The organism is Peptoanaerobacter stomatis (assembly GCF_000238095.2).
GTDB classification, from domain to species: Bacteria; Bacillota; Clostridia; order Peptostreptococcales; family Filifactoraceae; genus Peptoanaerobacter; species Peptoanaerobacter stomatis_A.
In genome coordinates this window covers 448933-472801 of record NZ_JH815225.1, presented here as the reverse complement: position 1 = coordinate 472801, position 23869 = coordinate 448933, and the positions used below count along the sequence as shown (strand labels likewise).

Here is a 23869-nt window from a genome sequence, read left to right as displayed (position 1 = left end):
AAAAATATAGATACTTTAATTTTTAAGTCGGTAATTTTATTAAAATAAAAAAATTGAGGAGGAAGGTATATGCCTAATATTATATCAGTTATATTTGCTGTTATCGCACTTATAGTAATAGTTATGTTTTTAAATATGTTTCCAATAGGACTATGGATAACAGCGATGTTTTCAGGAGTTAATGTATCTATAATGACACTTATAGGTATGAGATTTCGTAGAGTAAGACCGTCAAGGATAGTAGATCCTATGATAAAAGCCACAAAAGCAGGTTTAAAATTATCAATAGATAAACTTGAAGCGCACTATCTTGCAGGTGGAGATGTAAATGGAGTTGTAGATGCACTTATAGCGGCACAAAGAGCAAATATAGATTTGGAATTTGAACAAGCGGCAGCAATAGACCTTGCAGGTAGAGATGTACTTGAGGCTGTACAAGTGTCAGTTAACCCGAAAGTTATAGAAACACCAATAATATCAGCAGTAGCAAAAGACGGTATAGAAGTAAAAGTAAAAGCAAGAGTTACAGTACGTGCAAATATTGAAAGACTTGTCGGCGGTGCAGGAGAAGAAACAATCATAGCAAGAGTCGGAGAAGGTGTTGTAACAACAGTAGGTAGTTCCATAACACATAAAGAAGTTTTGGAAAATCCGGATAAAATTTCAAAAACAGTACTTGAAAAAGGACTTGATTCAGGAACTGCATTTGAGATATTGTCAATAGATATAGCAGACGTCGATGTAGGTAGAAATATAGGTGCACAACTACAGACAGATCAGGCTGAAGCGGATAAAAAAATTGCACAAGCAAAGGCGGAAGAAAGAAGAGCTATGGCTATTGCACAAGAACAGGAGATGAAAGCAAAAGTTGTAGAAATGAAAGCGAAAGTTGTAGAATCAGAATCAAAAGTACCTCTTGCAATAGCACAAGCATTTGAAAACGGTAAGTTAGGAGTTATGGATTACTATAATATGAAAAATATTATGGCAGATACATCTATGAGAGAATCTATATCACAGTCTTCTCATACGACATTAAAAAAAGAGGATAAATAGTCATGAACGCTTCAATTAAAATCAGTGTTATACTGAATATAGCAATTTCAGTTATTACATTATTAAGTGTTATAGCCTCATTTAAGAATAAAAACAGAAAAAATTCTAAAAAAATCAAACACAAAAAAGATATTAAAAATAATAAACAAGGCGAATATGTAAATAGAAAAAATTCACAGCAAAATACTATAAAATATGTAGAAAGTATTTTTAATAGTAAGAAAGAAGAAGCAAAAGAATATGCCGAGTTTTTATCAAATTACACTAAAGATAAAAAGAATTTCAGTAATAAACAAAAAAATGCTAAATTAGAAAATAAAAAAACACAAAGAAATATAAATAAATCACAACAAGAGATAATCAAAAAAATAGATGATATTATTTATAATTATGACAAAGATGATAAAAAAGTAAAAAAATATGCTGAAAACATTAAAGAAATTTTTGAATATGAACATTATGACTATTCTAAAGAATGTATTGAAGAAGAATTTGATTTTGACTTGGAAAGAGCAATAATATATAGCGAGATACTTCAAAAACCTTTATCTCTCAGATAATTTATAAAGTTATTCCCTCTTTAGATTTATGATGATTATTCCAATAGATAATTTAAAATCATTTAAATAATTTTACATTATAAACTTGATTTTTAATTAATATTTATTTTTTATGGAATAAGATTTATAAATATAAGAGGGGATTTTATTTTTACATAGTTTTCGTTTTATTTGAAAAAAATTTACATAAGCAATTGATATTTTATTCATTTTATGTTAATATATATTGTCAAAAGATAATAGGCGATATTGTGTTTGATGTATTTTATCAAGTTATTTTATGCAGTTAGTAAAATATTTTGTCAATTTATAAAAAACGCTTTTAATATCTAATGTTAATTTTCTATTAGAATAATTTCTTCACCTATAATTAAGTATAAGTATATTAATATTATTATTGTTTAATAAAGCAATGATTGTAGATTTTAAATCCTAAAAAAATATGATATTTTTTTGATAATTTTTAAGATTTAAAATAATTTATTCATATTAAAGTAATAATAGAATCTTATATAAATTATTGGGATAATTTTGTGTGGATTTTTCTAAATAGTAATCTATGAAAACTGTTCTAATTTAGTATCAATTTTATTTATATGTTTTTTCATTTTTTTAAGCACTATTTTTTATAAAGTTCTAAATAATAAAATTAAAAAGAAAGGGAAGATAAATGAAGAGAAAAAAAATAGCACTTGTGCTATCACTGATAATGACACTCACGAGTATAAACGTATCGTTATCACAAGCACAAGGCGACATAGAAAACCACTGGGCAAAACAAACAATAACAAAATGGCAACAAGAAGGACTCCTAAAAGGAGATAAAAACGGGAAGATAAACCCCGACAACAACATAACAAGAGCAGAATTCATAACACTGATAAACAAAGCATTAGGCTACAACAAAACAGGAGACAAAATAAAAACATACAAAGACATAAAACAAACAGACTGGTACTATACACAAATAATGACAGCAATAGAACAAGGCTATATAAGCGGAACAAGCAAAGATACAATATCACCAGGTAGCAACATAACAAGACAAGAAGTAATGACAATAATAAACAAAATAGCAAACCCAAAAAGCCAAAGCCAAATAGACAAAAATCAAATAAAAGACATAGAAAAAACATCAAGTTGGGCAAAACAATCAGTACAAAACATGATAGAAAACGGATATATAGCAGGATATCAAAACCAAATAAACCCAACAAACAAAATGACAAGAGCAGAAGCAATAACCCTAATAGAAGCCTACAAACAAAACAACAGAACACTAAGCTTCAAAGGAGAATACAACTTAGGACAAATAAACAATTTAACAATACTAACAGGAGACATAACAATAAAAGACACCCAAATACAAGACCTGATAATAGACAAACAAGCAAAAGGGAAAATACAATTACAAAACGTACAAATAAAAGGCAAGATACAAAACAACAGCAGTGAATTACAAATAATACAAGACAAAGAAGAAAATAAACAAGAAAACAAACAAGAACAACAAAAATACAAAGACGGACAATACGAAGGAAAAGCAAAAGGATACGCAAGCGACATAAAAGTAAAAGTAACAATAGAAAAAGGAAAAATATCAAAAATAGAAGTAATAGAGCAAAAAGAAGACCAAATATACTGGAACCAAGCAAAAAAAGTAATAGACAGAATAATAGAAAAACAAGACATCCAAGTAGATGTAAGTGCAGGAGCCACAATATCAAGTAAAGGAATAATGTACGCAGTACAAGACGCATTAGGAAAAGCAGAAAACAAAAAAGAAGAAACAAAAGCACAAGAAGAATACAAAGACGGAGAATATATAGGAGAAGCAAACGGATTTTCAGGGACAGTAAAAGTAAAAGTAACAATAAAAGACAAAAAAATAGAACAAGTAGAAGTAATAAGCCACTCAGACGACACAAGCTATATGGACTCAGCCAAGAACATAATACAAGACATAAAAAGAAAACAAAAAGCAGAAGTAGAAGTAATAAGCGGAGCAACATACAGCAGTAACGGAATAATAAACGCAACAAAAGACGCATTAGAACAAGCCAAAGGAAAGACAACAAAACCAGGACAATCAGAATATGCAATAAAGAATATAGGAGGAGGAGCAAGTTCAGCAGGAGGAAGTGGTTCAGCAGGAACAAAACAAGAAACAGACTTTACAGACCTAAAAGACGGAGAATACGAAGGGATAGCAAGCGGATATTATCCAAACTCAATAAAAGTAAAAGTAACAGTAAGCGCAGGAAAGATAACAAAAATAGAAGTAACAAATGGAGATGACAAAGGATATCTTACAAAAGAAAAAGAAGAAAAACTTATAAAAAGCATAATAGACAATCAATCAACAAAAGTAGACACGATATCAGGAGCTACATACTCATCAAGAGGTGTGATAAATGCAGTTGTAAATGCTCTTGAAAATGCCAGAACAAAAATAATAAGTCAAAACTATAATGGTAATGGAAAAACAATATTTTCCGCTAAAGTAACAGCATCCGACATAACAATAAAAAATATCACAGTAAATAAAGATGTGATTATAGACAAGCAAGTAGGAGATGGAAATGTTACGCTTGAAAATGTGATGATAAAAGGTGATTTAAAAATACAAGGTGGAGGAGAGAACAGTATTCACCTTAAAAAAGTAACAGTTGAAGGAATAGTACAAATTGAAAAAGCTGAAGGGCAAAGAGTAAGATTAGTAGTAGAAGAAAACTCACAAATAGAGAAAAAAGTAGAAGTACGAACACCGGCTATAATACAAACAGTAGGAAATACTAAAATAGAAACGGTAGAATTACCGCAGAGTTTAGATAGTGAAAAAGAAACGAAAATAGATGCAAATGTAGGAAAATTGGATATAAAAACAATAGCATCTAAAATAAAAGTAACAAAAGAAAGCAATATAGGACATATAGAACTCCCGAAAACAGTTGGAGAATATAGTCAAGGAAAATCAGAATACAAAAAAGACAAATTTGAATTGGAAATAGAAGATCCAAGTAAAATACAAAGCGGATCAAGCAAAAATGTATTCGGGACATTTAAATTTTTAACAAAAGAAGAGGTAAAACAGTTAGATAACAAGACATACAAAGACGGAGTATACTATGGAGACGGATTCGGATTTGTAGAAAGAAAACCGATACCTGTAAAAGTTACGGTATCAGACGGAAAGATAACAGATATATCCCTTGTAGAAGAAGAACTCACTAAGGTTGATACAGAATGGAAACCAGGTCAAAAAGCCAAGATAGATGACGGTGAAGCTTATGCTATGAGATTTGACATCGTAAATAACTTGGTTAAGAAAAATCAAAATCCGAATGCCTTAGCCTATCGTCTCGGAACATTGAGAGATGTTTACAGATTGGTGCGTAAAGGTGTAGGGGCAACTGATATAGCAGGATATAATGCTAATTTCGACAAGATAGTAGGTAAACATGAATTCGGTTCTTATAATCTAAAATTGCAAAAAGGTGATGAACATAATATAAACAACAAATTGATGTCATTACTCAGAACATATGCAGTCGAAGATCTTGGATATGGTAAGGCAGAATATGATGCAATATCCGGGGCTACATTTACAGCTATAGGAACATCACAGGCTATCTCCAATGCACTTAAAAAAGCTGATGATAGTATAAGTTTTTATGATATGAGAATAAAAGACGGATATAAAGAAAAATTCACAGAAGGTACGCCTATAGATCTTAGCGATCTTAAAGTCGACTTTTATCAAAAGGATTCAACAATAAAAACAGTACCATATTCTCAGTTTGAAGCGAACGGACTTAAAGTGCTTGACAGAGATACGGACAAAGAAATCAAAAACGGTACTATATTAAGCAAAGAAAACTTCGGAGTTTCCACACTAAGCGTAGTCAATTTGAAAGTTGTTCATGAAAAAAGTAACAGTGTTAAATTATTGAAAAAAATGACAGTCTTAAAAGGCGGAGTATTATGCAATGTTGAAAAATTCCAAGTTAAGGCTAAGGATTCAAATGAATGGATCGATACAAAAGGTTTCGACAATACTATGACTAACGGTGAAGTAAATGATGCACAACGCCTGACTATTTCTTATTCGAAAGCTCATGATTTGCTTCATAAAGAATTGGAGTTTAGAATAGTTGCAAAAAGAACCGACAATAATGAAGAGGTAATATTTACTACACGTCCGTCAGGCGCTTCGGACAAGTTTATTTATCCGCAAAAACCTAAACAAGACTATAGAATTTTCATAGATGAAAGCTCGCTTAAAGATGCAAACGGTACAGCATTGAAGATAGACGAGAAAAATTCAAAATATTTCAGAATTTTCCTAAAAGATGATTCAACTGCACCTAAGCTTGCTGAAACTTATAAAAATGCTCCGCATCCTATAACGGTAACTACAGGTACTATGTTGACAGAAGAAATATTAAAAGGAGCATTCGATAATTTACCGCAAGATTCTAAAATAAATTTTGATGAACAAAAAGCACAAGAGCTTACAGTAACTGCAGGAGATAACAAGAAACTTGAAGTAAGTGTAGATTTCAAAGATTACAGTTCAAAAGACTATACACTTATTATAAACGTAAAAGAAGAGGGTCATTCTACACTTGCACAGCAATATAACGAAACACCGTATACGATAACGGTAACAACTAACACTCAGCTTAGTGTAGACAGAGTTAAAAAAGCTTTGCCGAATCTGCCATTTAATACACAAGTGGAAATTACAAGACAACCGAATACTGCAACTGTAGGAAACAGCGATGTACAAGTAAGACTTACATTTAGTGACAACAGTATAAAAGATATGACAATTCCTGTAACAGTAAAGGAAGCCGCACAAGGTTTGGCAGGAAAATTCGAACAAAAAGAAAACTCTTTGTCTATTGATGTAGTTATAGAACTTGATGAAAATATATTAAATGCTTCGCCTACTCTTAATAAAGGTGCTATAAAAAAGGCTATGGAATTAGGTGAATTTAGCAAGGGTAATATCAAAAAAGAATTAAAATTAAAAACTGATGATGCCTATAATGTCTACGGAAATATAGAAGTTGAAATATTGGAAGAGCCGAGCAGAAAGGTAATAGGACAAACAACAGGAAAGATTAAACTTAAATTTAATGATAATACAAGTCTTGACATGGATGTACCTGTTAACGTAACTCCTATACCAGTAGTATATTTTAAATTAAGACCGTTGCCAAATATGAAAAAAAGCTATAGTATAGACGATACATTTAACTTTGACGGTCTTAGAGGATTTGTATCGGTTTCTACTGTAAGAGATCAGTCTAACAAATGGACAGATAGCGGAGCGGCTATGTTTGTACCGTATAAAGACTTTAAATATTTCGGACTCAAGGTGGTAAAAACAGGCACTAATGAAGAAGTAAAACAAGGAAGTCCTGTAAAAGACGCACTTACAGACGGCAAAATAGACTTATCCGTATTTAGAGAACTTGGCGTAATTTCTCAAGACGAAGAACAAAAGAAAGTGCCTCAAATAAAAGGACTTGAATTGGAAAAACTCGCAGAAAGCTTTAACAAGTCATCTTATGCAACTGACGGCATAGAAGTGGAAACTTTAGTAAAACCGAATGATCCTAAATTCCAAAGTTTAGAAATATACAGTAAAAAAGGCTTTGATTCATCACTAAAGATAGCACTTAAAGAAATAGAAAATAAATACGGTGAAGTAACTGTAGAAAAAGTAAGTGAGCCTGATTTAACACAACTTGGAAACACTACTACAAAGATAAAATTAAAGTTCAAAGACGACAGTGTTTCAAATGAAATAACAGTAAGAGTAAAGGTAAAAGAGCTTCCTGTTTTCAGATTTATAGTAAACCGTATGCCTAAAAAGCAGTATGATAAAAGTGATAAGATTGAACTTGATGTGATAAGTGTAAATGCATATATACCAAAGATATTGGATAATGGAGAATACTCTACAACCGATCTTGAGGATAATTCTATAGCTGGTTTGTTATATAAAGATTTTAAATATTTCGGTTTCAGTGTAGTAAAGAAAGATACTGAAGAAGAAGTATCTAACGGTACACAAGTAAAGGATCTGCCTATAAGCAGTAATAAGAGAATAGAATTAGACATATTATGCAAAAAAGTATATTATGAAGATGGAAAAAACAGATTACCTATATATTTATTTACATTGAAGTAAATTTTATAATATATTGAATATACTAAAGATATTTATAATTTTAATAAAAATATATATTTTTATATTTAATATTAATCAAATAACTATATAAATACAAAAAAGGCTCTAAGTCAAATTTGATTTAGAGCCTTAAAATATTAATATAGGTTTATTATAATATTGAATGATTAGATAATCTGTAAGATTTTGTATAGTTAAGATTAATTGCTATATTATAAATATTTAAAAATAATTTTATTTTATCTTATTGCAATAGTTTATACAAAATATTATAATTATTGAGAAAATAATATTATAGATAATTTTTTATTTGAGAAGACATAAAAGTTTGAATAAAATTACATTTTTTTATATAATTTTATATATATTAAAAAAGTTATTGTTAAAAATACTATTATAAAGGGTATATCAAGATTGTTATATATTTTTTTGTTTTTAAATACATTTAACGAATAATTTTTTTTTGAAAAAGGATAAAATATTTTTATGCCTTTTTTGGTGAATATATCTCCGAAGAATAAATGTGAAAAGTAAGACAGCAGAGCAGTCACATAATATTGTTTGGTATTATCTATTACATATATGGGAAACAGTATAATTGCAAGTAATAACAAGCTATTTATGCTGTGAGAAAATCCTCTGTGCTCAAAATATGGCAGTATTGCAAAGAACAGCAATATATTTTTTGTAAAGCCGAGCTTTGTATATTTTAGAAGAATATAATAGATTATTAAAAATGCTATGCTTAATGATATTTTTTTTAGGATTTTATTTTTAGAAAAGAATTTTAAAAAAAGTATCATTATCGGAAATAAAGCAATACAATATAGTGGCAGTATTTTTTTTATGAGCGTGAAATAAAGTATAATACTGATAAATATTAAAAATAGCGATGATATTATGATTTTTAACGGTAGTTTGCGTAATTTTGATGATATTTTGGAACTCTCAGTATCTATGTCAGGCAGAACGCTAAAGGCCAAGCATATAGGTATATCTAATATGTCGAATTTTTTACCTGTTAACATTATGTAATTTGCATATGTGGAAATTCCTATCACCATATGGGTATTTCCTTTCATAACAATCTCCTTTGCTATTATAAAGATTTTGGTTTATATATAGTAGATTAATTTTAAGTGTAGAAAATATACTTTTATAAATTAAAGCATTAGATATTAATTTGTAGATATTTTTTATACATATAATTAAATTATTATAAGTTGTCTATTTAAAATCGCATATCCGTTTGTCTTCAACCTTAAGACTCAGTTATGGTTTATAAATATATGGCAATTTATCCTTTGTTCATATATGGGCACATTTTGTAAAAATTGAGTTGTTTTTTTTATGTGGTTTGCATAGACTATTGTATTATACTATAAAAAGCTATATTTGTGTATTGTTTTGAATCTGTTGATTTATAAATGTATTTTTTATAAATTAAAATATTTTCTGTAAAATAATAAATTCGATAATGATAAAATAATAAAAAATGAAAGGAGAATGTTTTGATATATTTATTGGATTAAGATATTTTTAAGCTAAATATAATATATTAAAAATGTGCTGATTATGCCAAAAAAAAGTTCAAAAATAAAAGCTTATCTATTGGGAGGACTAAATGAGATAGGCAAAAATATGACGGTAATAGAATATAAAAATGAAATGATAATAATAGACTGTGGTCTTATATTTCCTGAAGATGAGATGCTTGGTATAGATATCGTAATACCTGACATAACTCATCTGATAAAAAATAAAGATAAGATAAAGGCTATGCTTGTAACACACGGCCATGAAGATCATATAGGAGCTATACCGTATTTTTTGAAAAAATTAAATATACCTATATATACTTTGCCGTTTACTATGGGGCTTATAGAGTTAAAACTGAAAGAAAATGCAATAACAGGTGTTGATTTAAATGTTATACAACCTAATCAAAAGATAAATTTAGGAGTTTTTACAGCAGAATTTATAAGAGTGAACCATTCTATACCTGATTCTTGCTCAATAGCACTTCATACAGATGCGGGTACGATTTTTCATACAGGAGATTTTAAGATAGATTTTACACCTATAGATAATGTCAGAACAGATCTCAATAAGATAGCTGATATTGGACAAAAAGGTGTATTGTTGATGCTTGGAGAAAGTACAAATGTTGAACGTCCTGGTTATACAGAGTCGGAATCATCAGTAGGTACTACACTTACACAAATATTTTCGTCAGTAGAAAACAATAGGATATTCATAGCAACTTTTGCATCAAATGTTCATAGATTACAACAAATAATAGATGCTGCATACAAAAATCATAGAAAAGTTGCCGTTTCAGGACGTTCTATGGCTAATATTCTTGCCGTTGCATCGGAACTTGGATATTTAAAAATTCCTGAAAACACATATATAGAGTTGAGAGATATAAATAAATATGAGGATAATGAACTTGTAATAATAACTACAGGCTCACAAGGAGAACCGTTGTCTGCGCTTACAAGGATGGCAAAAATGGAGCATAGACAAATAGAGATAAGAAAAGGTGATGTTGTTGTATTCTCAGCTCATCCGATACCTGGAAATGAAAAACTGGTTTCAAAAGTTATAAATGAACTTTTTGAACGAGGAGCAAAAGTAATTTATGATACAATCTCTGAAATACACGTTTCAGGTCATGCAAGGCAAGAAGAATTAAAATTGATGCTAAGTCTTGTAAAACCTAAGTATTTCATACCTATACACGGAGAGAGAAGGCATCTTATACAACATAGAGATATGTCGATAAAAATGGGTGTTGAGGAAGATAACGCGTTTTTATTATCTAATGGTGATGTGCTTGAAATAGATAAAAATGAGGCGAAAATTGCTTCAAAGGTTCAATCAGGGAATATTCTTGTAGACGGACTTGGTGTCGGAGATGTAGGAAATATAGTTTTAAGAGATAGAAAGCATCTTTCAGAAGACGGACTTATCATAGTTGTTTTACCTATTAGAGATATAGAAAAATTATCTGAAAAAATAGAGATAATATCAAGAGGATTTGTATATGTAAGAGAATCAGAAGATTTAATAGATGAAATAAAAGAGATAGTTCTTCAAAGCGTTACACAATTCAATCAAAAAGACCTCGGACAATGGAGTTTTATAAAAAATGCTGTCAGAGATAACTTGAAATATTTCTTGTTTGAAAAAACTAAGAGAAATCCAATGATATTGCCTATAATAATAGAGTAATTTATTATCTACAAGTTATAATTTCATATATAGCTTGTAGATATTGTATTGTATAAAAAAATTATCTTATTATAAGCTGAAGTTATATGAGGAGAAAAAGCTTTTATGGGAAATTATATAGTTCAATTACTGCTTAAATTTCCGGCAGTTTTGATAGCACTTACATTTAGACCTTTTGCAGAATCACTTTGTGCCTATTTAATGGGGGATAAATCACAAAAACATAGTGGTAGATTATCTATATCTCCAAGAGCACATTTGGATGCTGTAGGCTTTATACTTTTGTTTTTAGTAGGTTTCGGTTGGAGTAAACCGGTTTATATAAATGATAGAGAGTTTAAGAATAGACGTTTGGGCTTGGCACTTTACTTTGTGTCAGGTACTATTATGAATGTGTTTGTGGCAGTTATTGTTATTTGGATACAGAAATTGCTCGTATTTATAGGGATAAATTTTAATGAGCTTTATGTGGTGCTTGACTATGTTGTAGCTGTTAATTTATCACTCGGTGCGTTTTGTCTGCTACCTATACCTCCGCTTGCAGGTTATTATTTTTTGTTGCAGATATTGCCTTTGAAAATGAGTATGGAACTTAGAAAACTTGAAAGATATTCACTTATTATAATAATGCTTTTGATGTTTACAAATTTAGCATCTTATGTTATAAAACCTATATATACTGTTTTAGTTATGATTGTGAATCTACTTACTTGAGGTAAAAATGTATAAACTTAATATAAATAAGTTTGAAGGTCCGCTGGATCTTTTACTTAGCCTGATACAAAAAAACAAACTTGATATATGTGAGATATCCATTAATCAAATAGCCGATGATTTTTTGGACACAGTAGCCAAGATGGAAGTTGAAGATATAGATATGATAAGTGATTTCATATATATATCCAGTAAATTAATAGAGATAAAATCAAGATATATGCTTTTTATATCACATGATGAAGATGATGAAAATGATCTTGTATTGTCGTTGGAAGAATATGCAAAATACAAAAAATTATCAGAAACACTTAAAAAAATGTATGTTGAAGGATGTATATTTTTTGAGAAAATACCTGATGAAATTTTTGCAGTGGAAGAACTTGATTTTTCAAAGCTTACAATTGACAGTATGATAAAAAGTATAAAAATCAATGAAAAGCAGGAACAGGAACAGCTTAGATTTACAAGAAAACAAAAACCGCTCAATGAAAAGATAGACTATATAAACAAATATATGCAGGAAAAAAAGCAATGCCATTTTGATGATATTGTAGAAAATGATAAAAAAGATGAAAAAGTAGTATCTATGCTTGGGGTTTTGCATTTAGTGAAAGAAAACAGGATAAATGTAAAACAACATAATAATTTTGATACTATAGCTATAAAGTTGGCAAATAATTAGAGAGGTATATTTTGGAAGATTTATTAACACAAAATAATATTGATACAGATAGAGCAGTGTCTATAGTGGAGTCGTTTTTGTTCACTTTTTCAGAACCTGTAGATATTTTTGAGCTTATATCTGTATTCAAAAACAATAATATAAAAGCTGATAAAAAATATATAAAAAATATAATAGAAATATTAAAAAACAAATATTCTCAAGCTGACAGCGGTCTTGAGATAATACATATGGAAGATAAATATCAACTTGTTGCCAAAAGAGATAATTTTAAATATCTTGAAAAGGTGATTTCACCGAAGAAAAAGAAGAATTTGACACAATCAGCAATAGAAACCTTGACGATAATAGCATATAATCAACCAACAACAAAAGCTTTCGTTGAGAAGATAAAAGGCGTTAAATGCGATGCAACAATAGCAAAACTTTTAGAGGCAGGGCTTATAGAAGAATGTGGAAGATTGGATAAAATAGGAAGACCTATAATATATAAAACAACAGAAGTTTTTTTAAAGCATTTGAACATATCATCAATAAAAGAATTGCCTGATATCGAGAATATGAAAAAAGAAGATGTTGAACAAGATTAATATTTGTTATAGAATATATTGAGTTCAATACATTGTTATTTAATTAATAGGGTTTTATCATATTTTATTTTATAATAATTGTATAACAAATATTATAGCTTCAAACACATAAAATGTTAAAATCATATCACAGATATGAATAAATACACGAAAGGATTTACATATGAAATTAAAAAATAGGATTTTATTTCTGCTATTCATAATTTTTATGAGTATACAAAACATTTCTTATGCTATAGAGCCCCCTCCTGCACAAGAAGAAATATCGGGTGAGGCTGCCATACTTATGGAAAATGAAACTGGAAAAGTATTATATGAAAAAAATGCTTATAAAAAAATGTATCCTGCTTCTACAACAAAAGTTATGACCGCACTTTTGGCACTTGAAAAATTAGATTTGGACAAAAAAATAGCTGTTCCGCAAGATTTTCCTCAGGTAGACGGAAGTTCAATGTATTTATTACCGGGCGAAGAGTTTACTGTAAATGATTTGATTAGAGCACTTTTAATACATTCATCCAATGACGTGGCTGTTTTATTGGCTATGGAAATATCAGGAAGTGTAGAAGAATTTGTAAAACTTATGAATGAAAGGGCAGTAGAAATAGGATGTACCGGTACACATTATAGTAATCCTCATGGATTGCATGATGACAACCATTATACAACAGTATATGATATGGCGCTTATATCAAGAGAAGCTATGAAAAATGAGACTTTCAGAAAAATAGTTGCAGAACCCATATTAATTCTTGAACCTACCGATAAAACGCCTGAAAAAAGAATATATAACAATACAAACAGATTTTTATGGTCAAATGAGCCTATAGTATATAAAAATCAATATATACCTATAAAATATGACGCAGTGGACGGAATAAAAACAGGCTTTACATTAGAGGCTCAAAAGTGTCTTGCATCAACAGGGATAAAAAACGGTATAAGAATGATAGCAGTAGTTTATAAGACTACAGAATATGATGTGTTTAGAGATTCAAGAAGGTTGTTGGATTATGGTTTTGACAATTTCAAAATTGTAAAAGTTTTATCGGCTATGGAAGAATTGGGTAAAGAAGCTATAAAATACAGCGTTCAGAAGAATTTAAAATATGCCGTGACAGAGGATATATCTTATATAACGCCTATAGATGCAGAAGTTTCTTATGATAAAAAAATAGAACTTGATGAGTTGAAACTTCCGATAGAAAAAGGACAAAAAGTAGGTAAAGCTACAATAACTATAGGTGATGATACAAAAGAATATGAACTTGTTGCCTTAGACGATGTAGAATCCATATTTACATTCAAGCACCTAAAGGAATTGATCATGTCAAAAGAAACAAATCATATAAAAAGAAACATTTTAACAGGTATTATAGTTTTTGTAATTTTGCTTATAGTATTGAGAGTAATAAGATCAAATATAAAAAGAAAGAGAAGGAAAAAGAGATATAAAAAGCTTTAATAATTTTTGATAAATCAAATTAAAAATATATTGATATTTTAATTCTTTTATGATAGTCTATAAATAGGATATAAATAATTATAAAAAAAACTAATTAATTATAGCTTGATAATTATTTTTTTAAGGAGGACTTTAACAATGGTTAAACTATTGATAGGAAGTGCAGGTAGTGGAAAGACAAAAGTAATGATTGATGAGGCAAACAAGGCGGTAGAAGGTGTAAGAGGAACATTTGTTTATGTTGAAAGTACAGATAAACATAGTCATCTTTTAAACAGAAGCATAAGACTTGTTGCAACAGAAGATTTAAAACTTAAAGGATATAATGGGCTTTATGGATTTATATGCGGAATGACATCAGCTAATTATGATATACAAAAGATATATATAGATGGATTATTTAAAGTAGTGGATGTTGAAGAAAGCAAGTTATATGACTTTTTAGAAGCACTTGATAAAGTATCTAATAAATATGAAACAGAAATAGTTATCTCAGCTACTTTGCAAGACGAAGAAGTAAAAAAACAAGTTGAAAAATTTGTAATTGCATAGGAAAAAATAGTTAAATAAAAAATACTTAGCTTTAAATTTAAAGCTAAGTATTTTTTTGTTTAGTTTACTCTTGATAAGTATTCGCCTGTTCTTGTGTCTATTTTTATTTTTTCGCCTTCACCTATAAATAGTGGAACCTGTACTACAGCGCCTGTTTCAACAGTTGCAGCCTTAGTAACATTAGTAGCAGTATCACCTTTTACACCAGGTTCAGTTTCTACTACTACAAGTTCAACAAAGTTAGGAGGTTCTACTGAAAATGCCTGACCTTGATAAAATCTTATAAGAGCTTTTTCATTTTCTTTCATAAAAGTTATGGCATCTTCTACTTGTGAATGGTTTAGAGGTATTTGCTCATAAGTTTCTCCATCCATAAAGTAGTATAATTCCCCATCATTGTATAGATATTCCATTTCCTTAGTTTCAATTTGTGCTTTAGGAAACTTGTCGCTCGGATTGAACGCTTCTTCTCTTGTTGCACCTGTTTTTAAATTTTTGTATTTAGTTCTTACAAAAGCTGCACCTTTTCCAGGCTTAACGTGTTGGAAATCAACAACTAAATAAGGTTGACCTTCCATTTCAAAAGTTACGCCTTTTCTGAAGTCACTTGCACTTATCATAAAAATTTCTCCTTATAAATTATTATTTCATTTATTTACTTTAGTATTATATAGTTTTTTACTACATTTGTAAATATATTATTTGCTTAAACTGAAAAATATACTATAAAAACTTAGAAATACTATTGACAAAATTTAAAATATAGTATATATTTATATTAACGAATGAACAGTTGTTCATATGAAAGAAGATGATAAAAATAGAAAATATAAAAAATGAAAAAAACTTTAAAGATTTAAATGAAAAACGAAATATTTTTGAAGAAAATATATCCTCAGAGCAAAAGTATCTTGTAATAGATGAACAAACGTCACTTCAAATACAAGATAAGATACCGGTTGAAGAAGAAGTATATGATTTGGCGGACTTATTTAAGATATTTTCAGATTCTACGAGGATAAAGATACTGTGCATATTATTTGAGTCAGAGATGTGTGTATATGATTTATCTGGTATCCTTGGTATGTCAAAATCAGCTGTATCGCACCAATTAAGGCTTTTAAAACAAAGCAAACTTGTAAAGCATAGGCGTGAGGGTAAGATAATATTTTATTCTTTGTCAGATGACCATATAAGAAAGATTATAGATAATGGTCTTGAGCATATACAAGAGTAGTTTTAGCAAAATTATTAAAAATAAAAAAGGGGATAATTAAAATGAAAAAGAAATTTAAAATTAATAACTTGGATTGTGCAAATTGTGCTAATAAAATGGAAGAAGAAATCAATAAATTAGATGGAGTAAATGAGGCAAGTATAAGTTTTGTGATGCAAAAAATAACTATAGATGCAGATGATGACAGATTTGATGATATAGTTCAAAAGGCTAATGACATATGCAGAAAAATAGAAAAAGATTGCTCTATACAAATATAGATTTATATTATTTTATATAAAAAAGATATTTTTAAATTAGATTGTCAAATTGCAAAGTTTATCTAAAAATTAGAAAAATTTTAATTGATGTAATTTAGTTATTCAAAAATAATATAAAGCGGAGATAATTAATTTTTTAATAAGAGGGATTTTAAATGAGTAAAGGACAAAGAATTGTAATTACCAGAATAATATTGACAACCTTACTGTTGACTTCGTATTTTGTATTCAAAATATTTGAAGAATATGAGTTATATTTTTTTATAGCTTTATTTGTATTGATAGCATATGATATAGTATATAAAGCTGTAAGCAATATAATAAAAGGAGAATTTCTGGACGAAAATTTTCTTATGGGTTTTGCAGCAGTAGCCGCTTTCATACTTGGTGAATATCATGAGGCGATAGAAGTAATGCTTTTTTATCAAGTAGGAGAGTTATTTCAAAGTATTGCAGTTAATAAATCAAGAAAATCAATATCAGCACTTATGGATATATGTCCGGAATATGCCAATATTGAAAAAGATGGGCAGATAATTAAAGTAGATCCCGATGATGTACAAATAGGAGATATAATAGTAATAAAAACAGGTGAGAAAGTTCCGCTTGACGGAGTTGTTATAGAAGGAAACTCATCTTTGAATACATCTGCAATAACAGGAGAATATAAGCCGAGAGATGTTGGAGTTGGAGATGAAATAATAAGTGGATGTATAAATACCGATAGACCTCTTAAAGTTAAAGTTACTAAAGAATTTGATGATTCAACGGTAGCAAAAATATTGGAGCTTGTAGAAAATGCATCAAGTAAAAAAGCTAAGGCGGAAAAATTTGTTACAAAATTTGCTAAATATTACACTCCTATAGTGGTAGGATTGGCTATAATATTAGCTGTTATACCACCTTTATTGTCATTAGGAAGTTTTGATATGTGGGTTAAGAGAGCACTTGTATTTTTAGTCACTTCTTGTCCTTGTGCACTTGTAATATCAATTCCGCTCGGATTTTTTGGAGGTATAGGCGGTGCGTCTAAAAAAGGTATATTGATAAAAGGCGGTAATTATCTTGAAACGTTATCAAATGCAGGATATATAGTATTTGATAAAACAGGTACACTTACAAAAGGTAATTTTCAAGTAGTAGCCATACATCCTGAAATAGAAGAAGAACAGTTATTAGAGTATTCAGCTTTAGCAGAAATATACTCAACTCATCCGATAGCACAATCAATAAAAGAAGCATATAAAAAAGAGATAGATATAAAAAGAGTTATAGATGTGCAGGAAATTGCAGGTCTTGGAGTATCTGCTCAAATCGACGGTAAAAAAATATATGTAGGTAATGACAAACTGATGGCAAAGATGAATATAAAAGAAAAGCATTGCCATTTGAGTGGAAGTATAGTTCATACAATAGTAGACGGTGAATATGCAGGACATATTGTAATATCAGACGAAATAAAATCAAACTCAAAAGATGCGATAAGACTTTTAAAAGAAAAATACAATCAAAAAACAATAATGCTCACAGGAGATACCAAGCAAGTAGCTGAAAGTGTAGCAAGAGAATTAAATATTGATGAAGTGAAATCGCAACTGTTACCGAATGAAAAATCTGAAATATTGGAACAAATAATGGAAAACAAAAAAAATAACGGTGCAGTTGTGTTTGTAGGTGACGGAATAAATGATGCGCCTGTACTTTCCATAGCAGATGTAGGCATAGCTATGGGAGCTATGGGATCTGATGCGGCGATAGAGGCGGCGGATATAGTGCTTATGGATGATGATCCTAAAAAAGTATCACTGGCTATAAAAATAGCTAAAAAAACTATGAGAGTAGTAAAACAAAATATAATATTTGCCATAGGAGTAAAAGTTTTGGTAATGATATTTGGAGCTTTAGGATTGGCAGGAATACAATTAGGTATATTTGCAGATGTAGGAGTATCCATAATAGCAATAATAAACTCATCAAGAACGCTTATAATTGAAGAAGATAATATTTAAACAATCGAAAGTGACTAATACGAATATCTATTTTAATTAATGGATATTATATAAGTTGTTTATTTTAACTATACTTAATTTTATTTATCCAATTTAATTTTTAAAAATAGAACTGTTCATTGTTTCATTAAACTACAGTTTGAAATTGTATTTTATAACTTATATAAGATAAAGCTTATAATATGTTTTATATGTAATTATTTAAGCATGAGATGAATATTAATAAACATACTTTTAAAAAGTAATTTTATTAATATTCATCTTTTTAATTTTTAGGCACTGTTAAGTCGCAATAAAACTATTGTAACAAGCATTTAACATTAATTTAAGAAATTCATTGACAAAAAAAACGATTTTTGATAATATGGTCTAAGCAATATAATTAAATTATTAGGAGGACATATTTTAATGAAAAGAAATTTAAAAAAACTTTTAGCAACTGCAATGGTGGCTACTATGTTATTACCTATAGCTGCTTGTGGAAAAACAGAAGAAAAACCTGCAACAGATGATAAGGCTAAAACTGAAAGTGCAGAAAAAACAGATAGTAAAAAGATAGGAGTATTCTTCTATCAATTTAATGATACTTATCTTTCAACAGTAAGAAATGCTTTGAAAGAACTTGATGATAAGGATGATAGTATAGAGTTCATATTCCAAGATGCTCAAAATGATCAAGGAAAACAAAATGATGAAATAGATACTCTTCTTGATCAAGTAGATGGTTATCTTGTAAATCTTGTTGATACAGGTGCAGCTCAAATAGTTCTTGAAAAATTAAAACCTACTGATAAACCTGCTATATTGTTCAACAGAGAGCCGGACGATATCAACTCTTATAAAGCTTATGATAAAGCAAGATTTGTAGGAACTAAAAAAGAAGAAGCCGGAGTTATACAAGGAAATATAATATCTGAATACTGGAATGCAAATAAAGATACAGTAGACAGAAATAAAAACGGTAAACTTGACTATGTATTATTACATGGTGGATTAGATAATGCCGAAGCTAATGCGAGAAGTAAATATTCAGTAGATACAATAACAGAAGCAGGTATAGAAGTTAATGAAATAGGAATGCAAATAGCTAACTGGGATACAGAAAAAGCTAAACAGGCTATGGATGCATGGTTGGCAAAAGATGAAGCAAATATAGACGTAGTAATAGCCAATAATGACGGTATGGCTATAGGTGCAATAAATTCATTGAAAGCATTAGGATATAATGATAAAGATGCTGAAAAACATGTAGGTGTATTCGGGGTTGATGCTACTGAAGAAGCTAAGGCGGCAATAGAAGCCGGCTCTATGGACGGAACAGTAATGCAAGACGGAGCGGCTATGGCGGAAGCGATGTACAAATTGGCTAAAAATTCAGTAGAAGGTAAAGATTATCTTGATGAAACAGAATATAAATGGGATGAATCAGGAATAGCAGTAAGAATACCTTACAAAAAATTTGAAAAATAATAAATTTTAGCGCAAATTAAGATTATTGAAAAATCGCACTGATTTGGTGCGATTTTTTTTAGAGTTATGTAAAAAATTATATAATATTTATTATTTATAGATTTTTTAATAATAAACTATCTATTATTCTATTAGAAATTAGTATAATATGGATAATGAGATTTAATTAGGTTTTTAAGAAAAGAGGTGTGTCAGATGAATGAGCAATATTTACTTGAGATGAAGGGCATATCAAAATCATTTCCGGGTGTAAAAGCACTTGACAAAGTTCAGCTGAAAGTAAGAGCAGGCTCAGTTCATGCTCTTATGGGTGAAAATGGAGCAGGTAAGTCAACTCTTATGAAGTGTTTGTTCGGTATATATATCGAAGATGAAGGAGAAATATATTTAGACGGGAAAAAAGTTAAATTTACGAACCCTAAGCAAGCTTTGGAAAATGGAGTTGCTATGGTTCATCAAGAGCTTAATCAAGTTATGAAAAGACCTGTTATGGAAAATATGATGCTCGGAAGATTTCCAAAAAAAGGTTTATTTATAGATCAAAAAGAAATGTATGATTTTACAAAAAAGGCATTTGACGATATAGGGGTTGATATAAATCCTAAAGTATTGACAGAAAAATTATCGGTATCTCAAAGACAGATGTTGGAAATTGCAAAAGCGGTCAGCTATGATGCAAAGATACTAATTCTTGATGAACCGACATCATCACTTACAAATCAAGAAGTTGATGTACTTTTTAAAACAATAAGGATGTTAAAAGAAAGAGGTATGGGAATAGTTTACATATCTCATAAAATGGAGGAAATTTTAGAGATTTCAGATGAAATTACAGTATTTAGAGACGGTAAATGGGTAGATACACGTGATTGCAGTGATATGACAACAGAAAAGATAATAAATTTAATGGTAGGAAGAGAATTGACAGACAGATTTCCACCAAAAGATAACATAGTAGGTGAACCCATATTACAAGTAAGAAATCTTGACGGAAAGTATGAACCTTGTGTAAAGGATGTTACTTTTGATTTGCACAAAGGTGAAATATTAGGGCTTGCAGGTCTTGTAGGAGCAAGAAGAACTGAACTTTTAGAAACAATATTCGGGCTTCGTACAAAAGAAAACGGTGAAATTCTCTTAGATGGAAAGAAAGTTAATAATAATTCGCCAAAAGATGCTATCAATAACGGTTTTGCATTGTTAACTGAAGAAAGAAGAGCAACAGGTATATTTCCTATGCTTGATATAAGATTTAACTCTACAATAGCAAATATGAAAAAATATAGAAAAAATGGATTCTTAGATGATAAACATATGGAAACCGATACAAAATGGGTGATAGACTCTATGAAGGTAAAGACACCCAACCAAAAAACGCATATAAGGACACTTTCTGGAGGAAATCAACAAAAAGTTATAATAGGAAGATGGCTATTGACAGATCCGGAAATACTTTTATTAGATGAACCTACAAGAGGAATAGATGTCGGTGCGAAATATGAAATATACCAGCTTATAATAGACTTGGCAAAAAAAGGTAAAGGCGTAATAGTCGTATCATCAGAACTTCCGGAACTTATAGGTATATGCGACAGAATAATGGTAATGTCTAACGGTAAAGTGGCGGGCATAGATGAAACAAAAAATCTTAATCAAGAAAAAATCATGCAGCTTGCTACTAAATATTTATAGGAGGATATTATGGAGAAAAAGAATTATAAAGAACTTTTTATTAATTATGCTTTATATATAATACTTGGTATGTTGATAGTAGGAATAATAGTATATGATCCTACATTTTTATCAAAAAATAACTTTTTGAATATTCTTATGCAAGCATCGACAAGAGCTATAATGGCACTTGGAGTTGCAGGGCTTATAGTTTTACAAGGTACTGACTTGTCAGCCGGTAGAGTTATGGGATTGTCGGCAGCATTTGCAGCATCATTGTTACAGTCTACAACATTTGCGGCAAGAATGTATCCTGAATTGGGAGATATTGGACTTTTTATTCCATTCATAGTTGCAGTAGCATCAGGTGTAATTTTTGGTGCTATAAACGGATTCGGTGTTGCTGTTTTAAAAATTCACGCATTTATAATCACATTAGGAACACAACTTATAGCATTCGGTATAATAAATTTATATATAAACAGCCAGAGATTCGGTGCACAACCTTTAGGAACGCTTAATCCCAAATATGTTCAGTTTGTAACAGGAAGATTTATGACAATACCATATCTCGTATTTTATTTACTTATAACAGCAGTTATTATGTGGATAATATGGAATAAGACTACACTTGGTAAAAATATGTTTGCAATAGGTGGAAATCCTGAGGCAGCAGAGGTATCAGGAATAAATATAGTAAAAACTATAATGCTCGTATATATAATATCAGGAGCTTTATACGGTTTTGCAGGTTTTTTGGAAGGTGGAAGATTGGGCTCTGTAAACCCTAATACAGGATTTTCATACGAACTTGATGCAATATCAGCTTGTGTAGTAGGTGGAGTTTCTTTTTCAGGTGGAGTAGGAACTATTCCCGGAGTGCTTATAGGAGCCATATTACTTCAATTTATAAACTATGGGCTTAACTATATCAAGGTGGATGCCAATGTTCAATATTTAGTTAGAGGACTTATAATAATAATTGCTGTTGCAATAGACGTAAGAAAATATTTAAAGAAAAAATAAACTTAATATCAAAAATTATTATAAAAATAAAATCAAAGTATTTATGGATATTTTGGTTTTATTTTTTATAAATTTAAGGGTATTTATACAGTCTAACAATGATATTATGTATAATTTTGAAAAATCGTAAACCTAAAATAATAAAGTATTGAAAAATATTTTTATGAAGTAATTTATAAATAGAAAAATTGTTATGTAAGAGAGTGAAAGATGAAAAAAGGAAAGGATAAATATCCTAAAAAAAGAAAGAGAAAATCAAGTAAAATTGTAAAGAGTTTACCGATAATATCAATTTTACTTATAATTGCATCTACGATTATTGTATCTACATTATTCAAAGAAGACTTCAAGAAAATAGAAAATGAAATATCAAGAGTATTAAATCCTAATTTGAAGTTTATAGAAGATGTGAGTGTATATGCCAAGCAAAATTATCAAGAATATGGCATATTACCAAGTATTACAATAGCGCAGGCAATATTAGAGTCTGATTTTGGAAGGTCAGCTTTATCCAAAGAATATAACAATTATTTTGGTATAAAGAGTATAAATAAAGATGAAAAAAGAGTAACATTTTCTACAAAAGAATATGTTAATAATAACCAAATTGAAATAAAAGACGCCTTTAAAGTGTTTGACAGCATGGAAGATAGTGTAAAATATCACGGATTATTGATTGGAACAGCTAAAATATATCAAAAAGTTGTAGAGGCAAAAGATTATGTGGAGGCTGCTAATATGCTTTATGAGTGTGGATATGCAACAGATCCGTCTTATGCACAAAAACTGATAGAGATAATAGAACAATACAAATTATATGAATATGATTAGATATACTATAAAAAATTCCCAAAACACATTCAGAAATATAATGTGTGTTGGGAATTTTTTGCTGTATAATACTAATACTTGATAATATAATAGATATCTTGTATATCTTTTACTGTATTTGGTTTATATTCTTTTATTAATATTCTTGCTATTTTTGTTCTATTTGTTTCTTGTCTTTTCCTTGCATTTTAAAACCCTCCTTCTTAAGTTTATTTTACATTAAGTTGGAGGGTTTTCATACACAAAATTTTTCACAGTCTCTTATAATATCCATATAAATCAAATAAAATATATTTGAGCA

Annotated in this window: 18 protein-coding genes; 16 read left to right on the top strand and 2 right to left on the bottom strand. The window is 29.5% G+C overall.

The features are described 5' to 3' along the window. Window positions 1-69 precede the first annotated feature (69 nt). From floA to HMPREF9630_RS01995, 3 genes are all read left to right on the top strand, one after another. Window positions 70-1056 (top strand): flotillin-like protein FloA, encoded by a 987-nt coding sequence (floA, locus tag HMPREF9630_RS02005; RefSeq protein WP_009526262.1) that lies wholly within the window; start codon window positions 70-72, stop codon window positions 1054-1056. 2 nt (window positions 1057-1058) lie between these two features. Continuing rightward, entirely contained in the window at window positions 1059-1616 is a 558-nt protein-coding gene (locus HMPREF9630_RS02000) for a hypothetical protein (protein ID WP_009526871.1), read from the top strand. Between the two features lie 670 nt (window positions 1617-2286). Continuing rightward, entirely contained in the window at window positions 2287-7821 is a 5535-nt protein-coding gene (locus tag HMPREF9630_RS01995) for an FMN-binding protein (protein WP_009526870.1), read from the top strand. Window positions 7822-8159: 338 nt separating this feature from the next. Here HMPREF9630_RS01995 and HMPREF9630_RS01990 read toward each other — a convergent pair whose 3' ends face one another. Continuing rightward, the gene (locus HMPREF9630_RS01990) at window positions 8160-8903 is read right to left on the bottom strand and encodes a metal-dependent hydrolase (RefSeq protein ID WP_009526869.1); all 744 of its coding nucleotides are present in this window, start codon (window positions 8901-8903) and stop codon (window positions 8160-8162) included. Between the two features lie 493 nt (window positions 8904-9396). On the opposite strand from HMPREF9630_RS01990, the gene HMPREF9630_RS01985 reads away from it, so the two are divergent. The 6 genes from HMPREF9630_RS01985 (at window position 9397) to HMPREF9630_RS01960 (ending at window position 15064) form a co-directional block, all read left to right on the top strand. Continuing rightward, complete coding sequence (locus HMPREF9630_RS01985; protein ID WP_009526868.1) at window positions 9397-11058, top strand: ribonuclease J; 1662 nt, start codon at window positions 9397-9399, stop codon at window positions 11056-11058. Window positions 11059-11163: 105 nt separating this feature from the next. Further along, entirely contained in the window at window positions 11164-11772 is a 609-nt protein-coding gene (locus HMPREF9630_RS01980; RefSeq protein ID WP_009526867.1) for a site-2 protease family protein, read from the top strand. Between the two features lie 7 nt (window positions 11773-11779). Next, window positions 11780-12457 (top strand): segregation and condensation protein A, encoded by a 678-nt coding sequence (locus HMPREF9630_RS01975; RefSeq protein ID WP_009526866.1) that lies wholly within the window; start codon window positions 11780-11782, stop codon window positions 12455-12457. Between the two features lie 11 nt (window positions 12458-12468). Continuing rightward, the gene (gene scpB, locus HMPREF9630_RS01970) at window positions 12469-13047 is read left to right on the top strand and encodes an SMC-Scp complex subunit ScpB (RefSeq protein WP_009526865.1); all 579 of its coding nucleotides are present in this window, start codon (window positions 12469-12471) and stop codon (window positions 13045-13047) included. A 163-nt stretch (window positions 13048-13210) separates the two neighbouring features. Continuing rightward, window positions 13211-14512 carry a D-alanyl-D-alanine carboxypeptidase family protein gene (locus HMPREF9630_RS01965; RefSeq protein ID WP_009526864.1) on the top strand — a complete coding sequence of 434 codons (1302 nt, stop codon included), beginning with the start codon at window positions 13211-13213 and terminating at the stop codon, window positions 14510-14512. A 138-nt stretch (window positions 14513-14650) separates the two neighbouring features. Further along, window positions 14651-15064: a hypothetical protein gene (locus tag HMPREF9630_RS01960; protein WP_009526863.1), complete on the top strand. Its 414-nt coding sequence runs from the start codon at window positions 14651-14653 to the stop codon at window positions 15062-15064. Between the two features lie 59 nt (window positions 15065-15123). Here the strand turns inward: HMPREF9630_RS01960 and efp are convergent, their stop codons facing one another. Further along, window positions 15124-15684 carry an elongation factor P gene (gene efp, locus HMPREF9630_RS01955; RefSeq protein WP_009524984.1) on the bottom strand — a complete coding sequence of 187 codons (561 nt, stop codon included), beginning with the start codon at window positions 15682-15684 and terminating at the stop codon, window positions 15124-15126. A gap of 191 nt (window positions 15685-15875) precedes the next feature. Here efp and HMPREF9630_RS01950 point away from each other — a divergent pair, with 191 nt between their 5' ends. From HMPREF9630_RS01950 to HMPREF9630_RS01920, 7 genes are all read left to right on the top strand, one after another. After that, entirely contained in the window at window positions 15876-16301 is a 426-nt protein-coding gene (locus HMPREF9630_RS01950; protein WP_009526862.1) for an ArsR/SmtB family transcription factor, read from the top strand. 41 nt (window positions 16302-16342) lie between these two features. Next, window positions 16343-16561, top strand: coding sequence for a heavy-metal-associated domain-containing protein (locus HMPREF9630_RS01945; RefSeq protein ID WP_009526861.1), 219 nt, complete (start codon window positions 16343-16345; stop codon window positions 16559-16561). 155 nt (window positions 16562-16716) lie between these two features. Then, window positions 16717-18570, top strand: a complete 1854-nt coding sequence (locus tag HMPREF9630_RS01940; protein WP_009526860.1) for a heavy metal translocating P-type ATPase — start codon at window positions 16717-16719, stop codon at window positions 18568-18570. Window positions 18571-18978: 408 nt separating this feature from the next. Beyond that, window positions 18979-20040: a galactose ABC transporter substrate-binding protein gene (locus tag HMPREF9630_RS01935; protein ID WP_009526859.1), complete on the top strand. Its 1062-nt coding sequence runs from the start codon at window positions 18979-18981 to the stop codon at window positions 20038-20040. A 195-nt stretch (window positions 20041-20235) separates the two neighbouring features. Further along, window positions 20236-21732 (top strand): galactose/methyl galactoside ABC transporter ATP-binding protein MglA, encoded by a 1497-nt coding sequence (gene mglA, locus HMPREF9630_RS01930; RefSeq protein WP_009526858.1) that lies wholly within the window; start codon window positions 20236-20238, stop codon window positions 21730-21732. 9 nt (window positions 21733-21741) lie between these two features. Continuing rightward, entirely contained in the window at window positions 21742-22737 is a 996-nt protein-coding gene (gene mglC, locus HMPREF9630_RS01925) for a galactose/methyl galactoside ABC transporter permease MglC (protein WP_009526857.1), read from the top strand. Between the two features lie 210 nt (window positions 22738-22947). Further along, complete coding sequence (locus HMPREF9630_RS01920; RefSeq protein ID WP_009526856.1) at window positions 22948-23568, top strand: glycoside hydrolase family 73 protein; 621 nt, start codon at window positions 22948-22950, stop codon at window positions 23566-23568. Window positions 23569-23869 lie beyond the last annotated feature (301 nt).

Excerpts from the sequence above, each read along its gene's own strand:
- HMPREF9630_RS01965 (WP_009526864.1), top strand. The coding sequence starts at position 13,211 with ATGAAATTAAAAAATAGGATTTTATTTCTGCTATTCATAATTTTTATG.
- HMPREF9630_RS01940 (WP_009526860.1), top strand. The coding sequence starts at position 16,717 with ATGAGTAAAGGACAAAGAATTGTAATTACCAGAATAATATTGACAACC.
- HMPREF9630_RS01985 (WP_009526868.1), top strand. The coding sequence starts at position 9,397 with ATGCCAAAAAAAAGTTCAAAAATAAAAGCTTATCTATTGGGAGGACTA.
- mglA (WP_009526858.1), top strand. The coding sequence starts at position 20,236 with ATGAATGAGCAATATTTACTTGAGATGAAGGGCATATCAAAATCATTT.
- HMPREF9630_RS01995 (WP_009526870.1), top strand. The coding sequence starts at position 2,287 with ATGAAGAGAAAAAAAATAGCACTTGTGCTATCACTGATAATGACACTC.
- HMPREF9630_RS01945 (WP_009526861.1), top strand. The coding sequence starts at position 16,343 with ATGAAAAAGAAATTTAAAATTAATAACTTGGATTGTGCAAATTGTGCT.
- HMPREF9630_RS01980 (WP_009526867.1), top strand. The coding sequence starts at position 11,164 with ATGGGAAATTATATAGTTCAATTACTGCTTAAATTTCCGGCAGTTTTG.
- HMPREF9630_RS01935 (WP_009526859.1), top strand. The coding sequence starts at position 18,979 with ATGAAAAGAAATTTAAAAAAACTTTTAGCAACTGCAATGGTGGCTACT.
- HMPREF9630_RS01960 (WP_009526863.1), top strand. The coding sequence starts at position 14,651 with ATGGTTAAACTATTGATAGGAAGTGCAGGTAGTGGAAAGACAAAAGTA.
- floA (WP_009526262.1), top strand. The coding sequence starts at position 70 with ATGCCTAATATTATATCAGTTATATTTGCTGTTATCGCACTTATAGTA.
- HMPREF9630_RS02000 (WP_009526871.1), top strand. The coding sequence starts at position 1,059 with ATGAACGCTTCAATTAAAATCAGTGTTATACTGAATATAGCAATTTCA.
- HMPREF9630_RS01990 (WP_009526869.1), bottom strand. The coding sequence starts at position 8,903 with ATGAAAGGAAATACCCATATGGTGATAGGAATTTCCACATATGCAAAT.
- HMPREF9630_RS01950 (WP_009526862.1), top strand. The coding sequence starts at position 15,876 with ATGATAAAAATAGAAAATATAAAAAATGAAAAAAACTTTAAAGATTTA.
- mglC (WP_009526857.1), top strand. The coding sequence starts at position 21,742 with ATGGAGAAAAAGAATTATAAAGAACTTTTTATTAATTATGCTTTATAT.
- HMPREF9630_RS01975 (WP_009526866.1), top strand. The coding sequence starts at position 11,780 with ATGTATAAACTTAATATAAATAAGTTTGAAGGTCCGCTGGATCTTTTA.
- efp (WP_009524984.1), bottom strand. The coding sequence starts at position 15,684 with ATGATAAGTGCAAGTGACTTCAGAAAAGGCGTAACTTTTGAAATGGAA.
- HMPREF9630_RS01920 (WP_009526856.1), top strand. The coding sequence starts at position 22,948 with ATGAAAAAAGGAAAGGATAAATATCCTAAAAAAAGAAAGAGAAAATCA.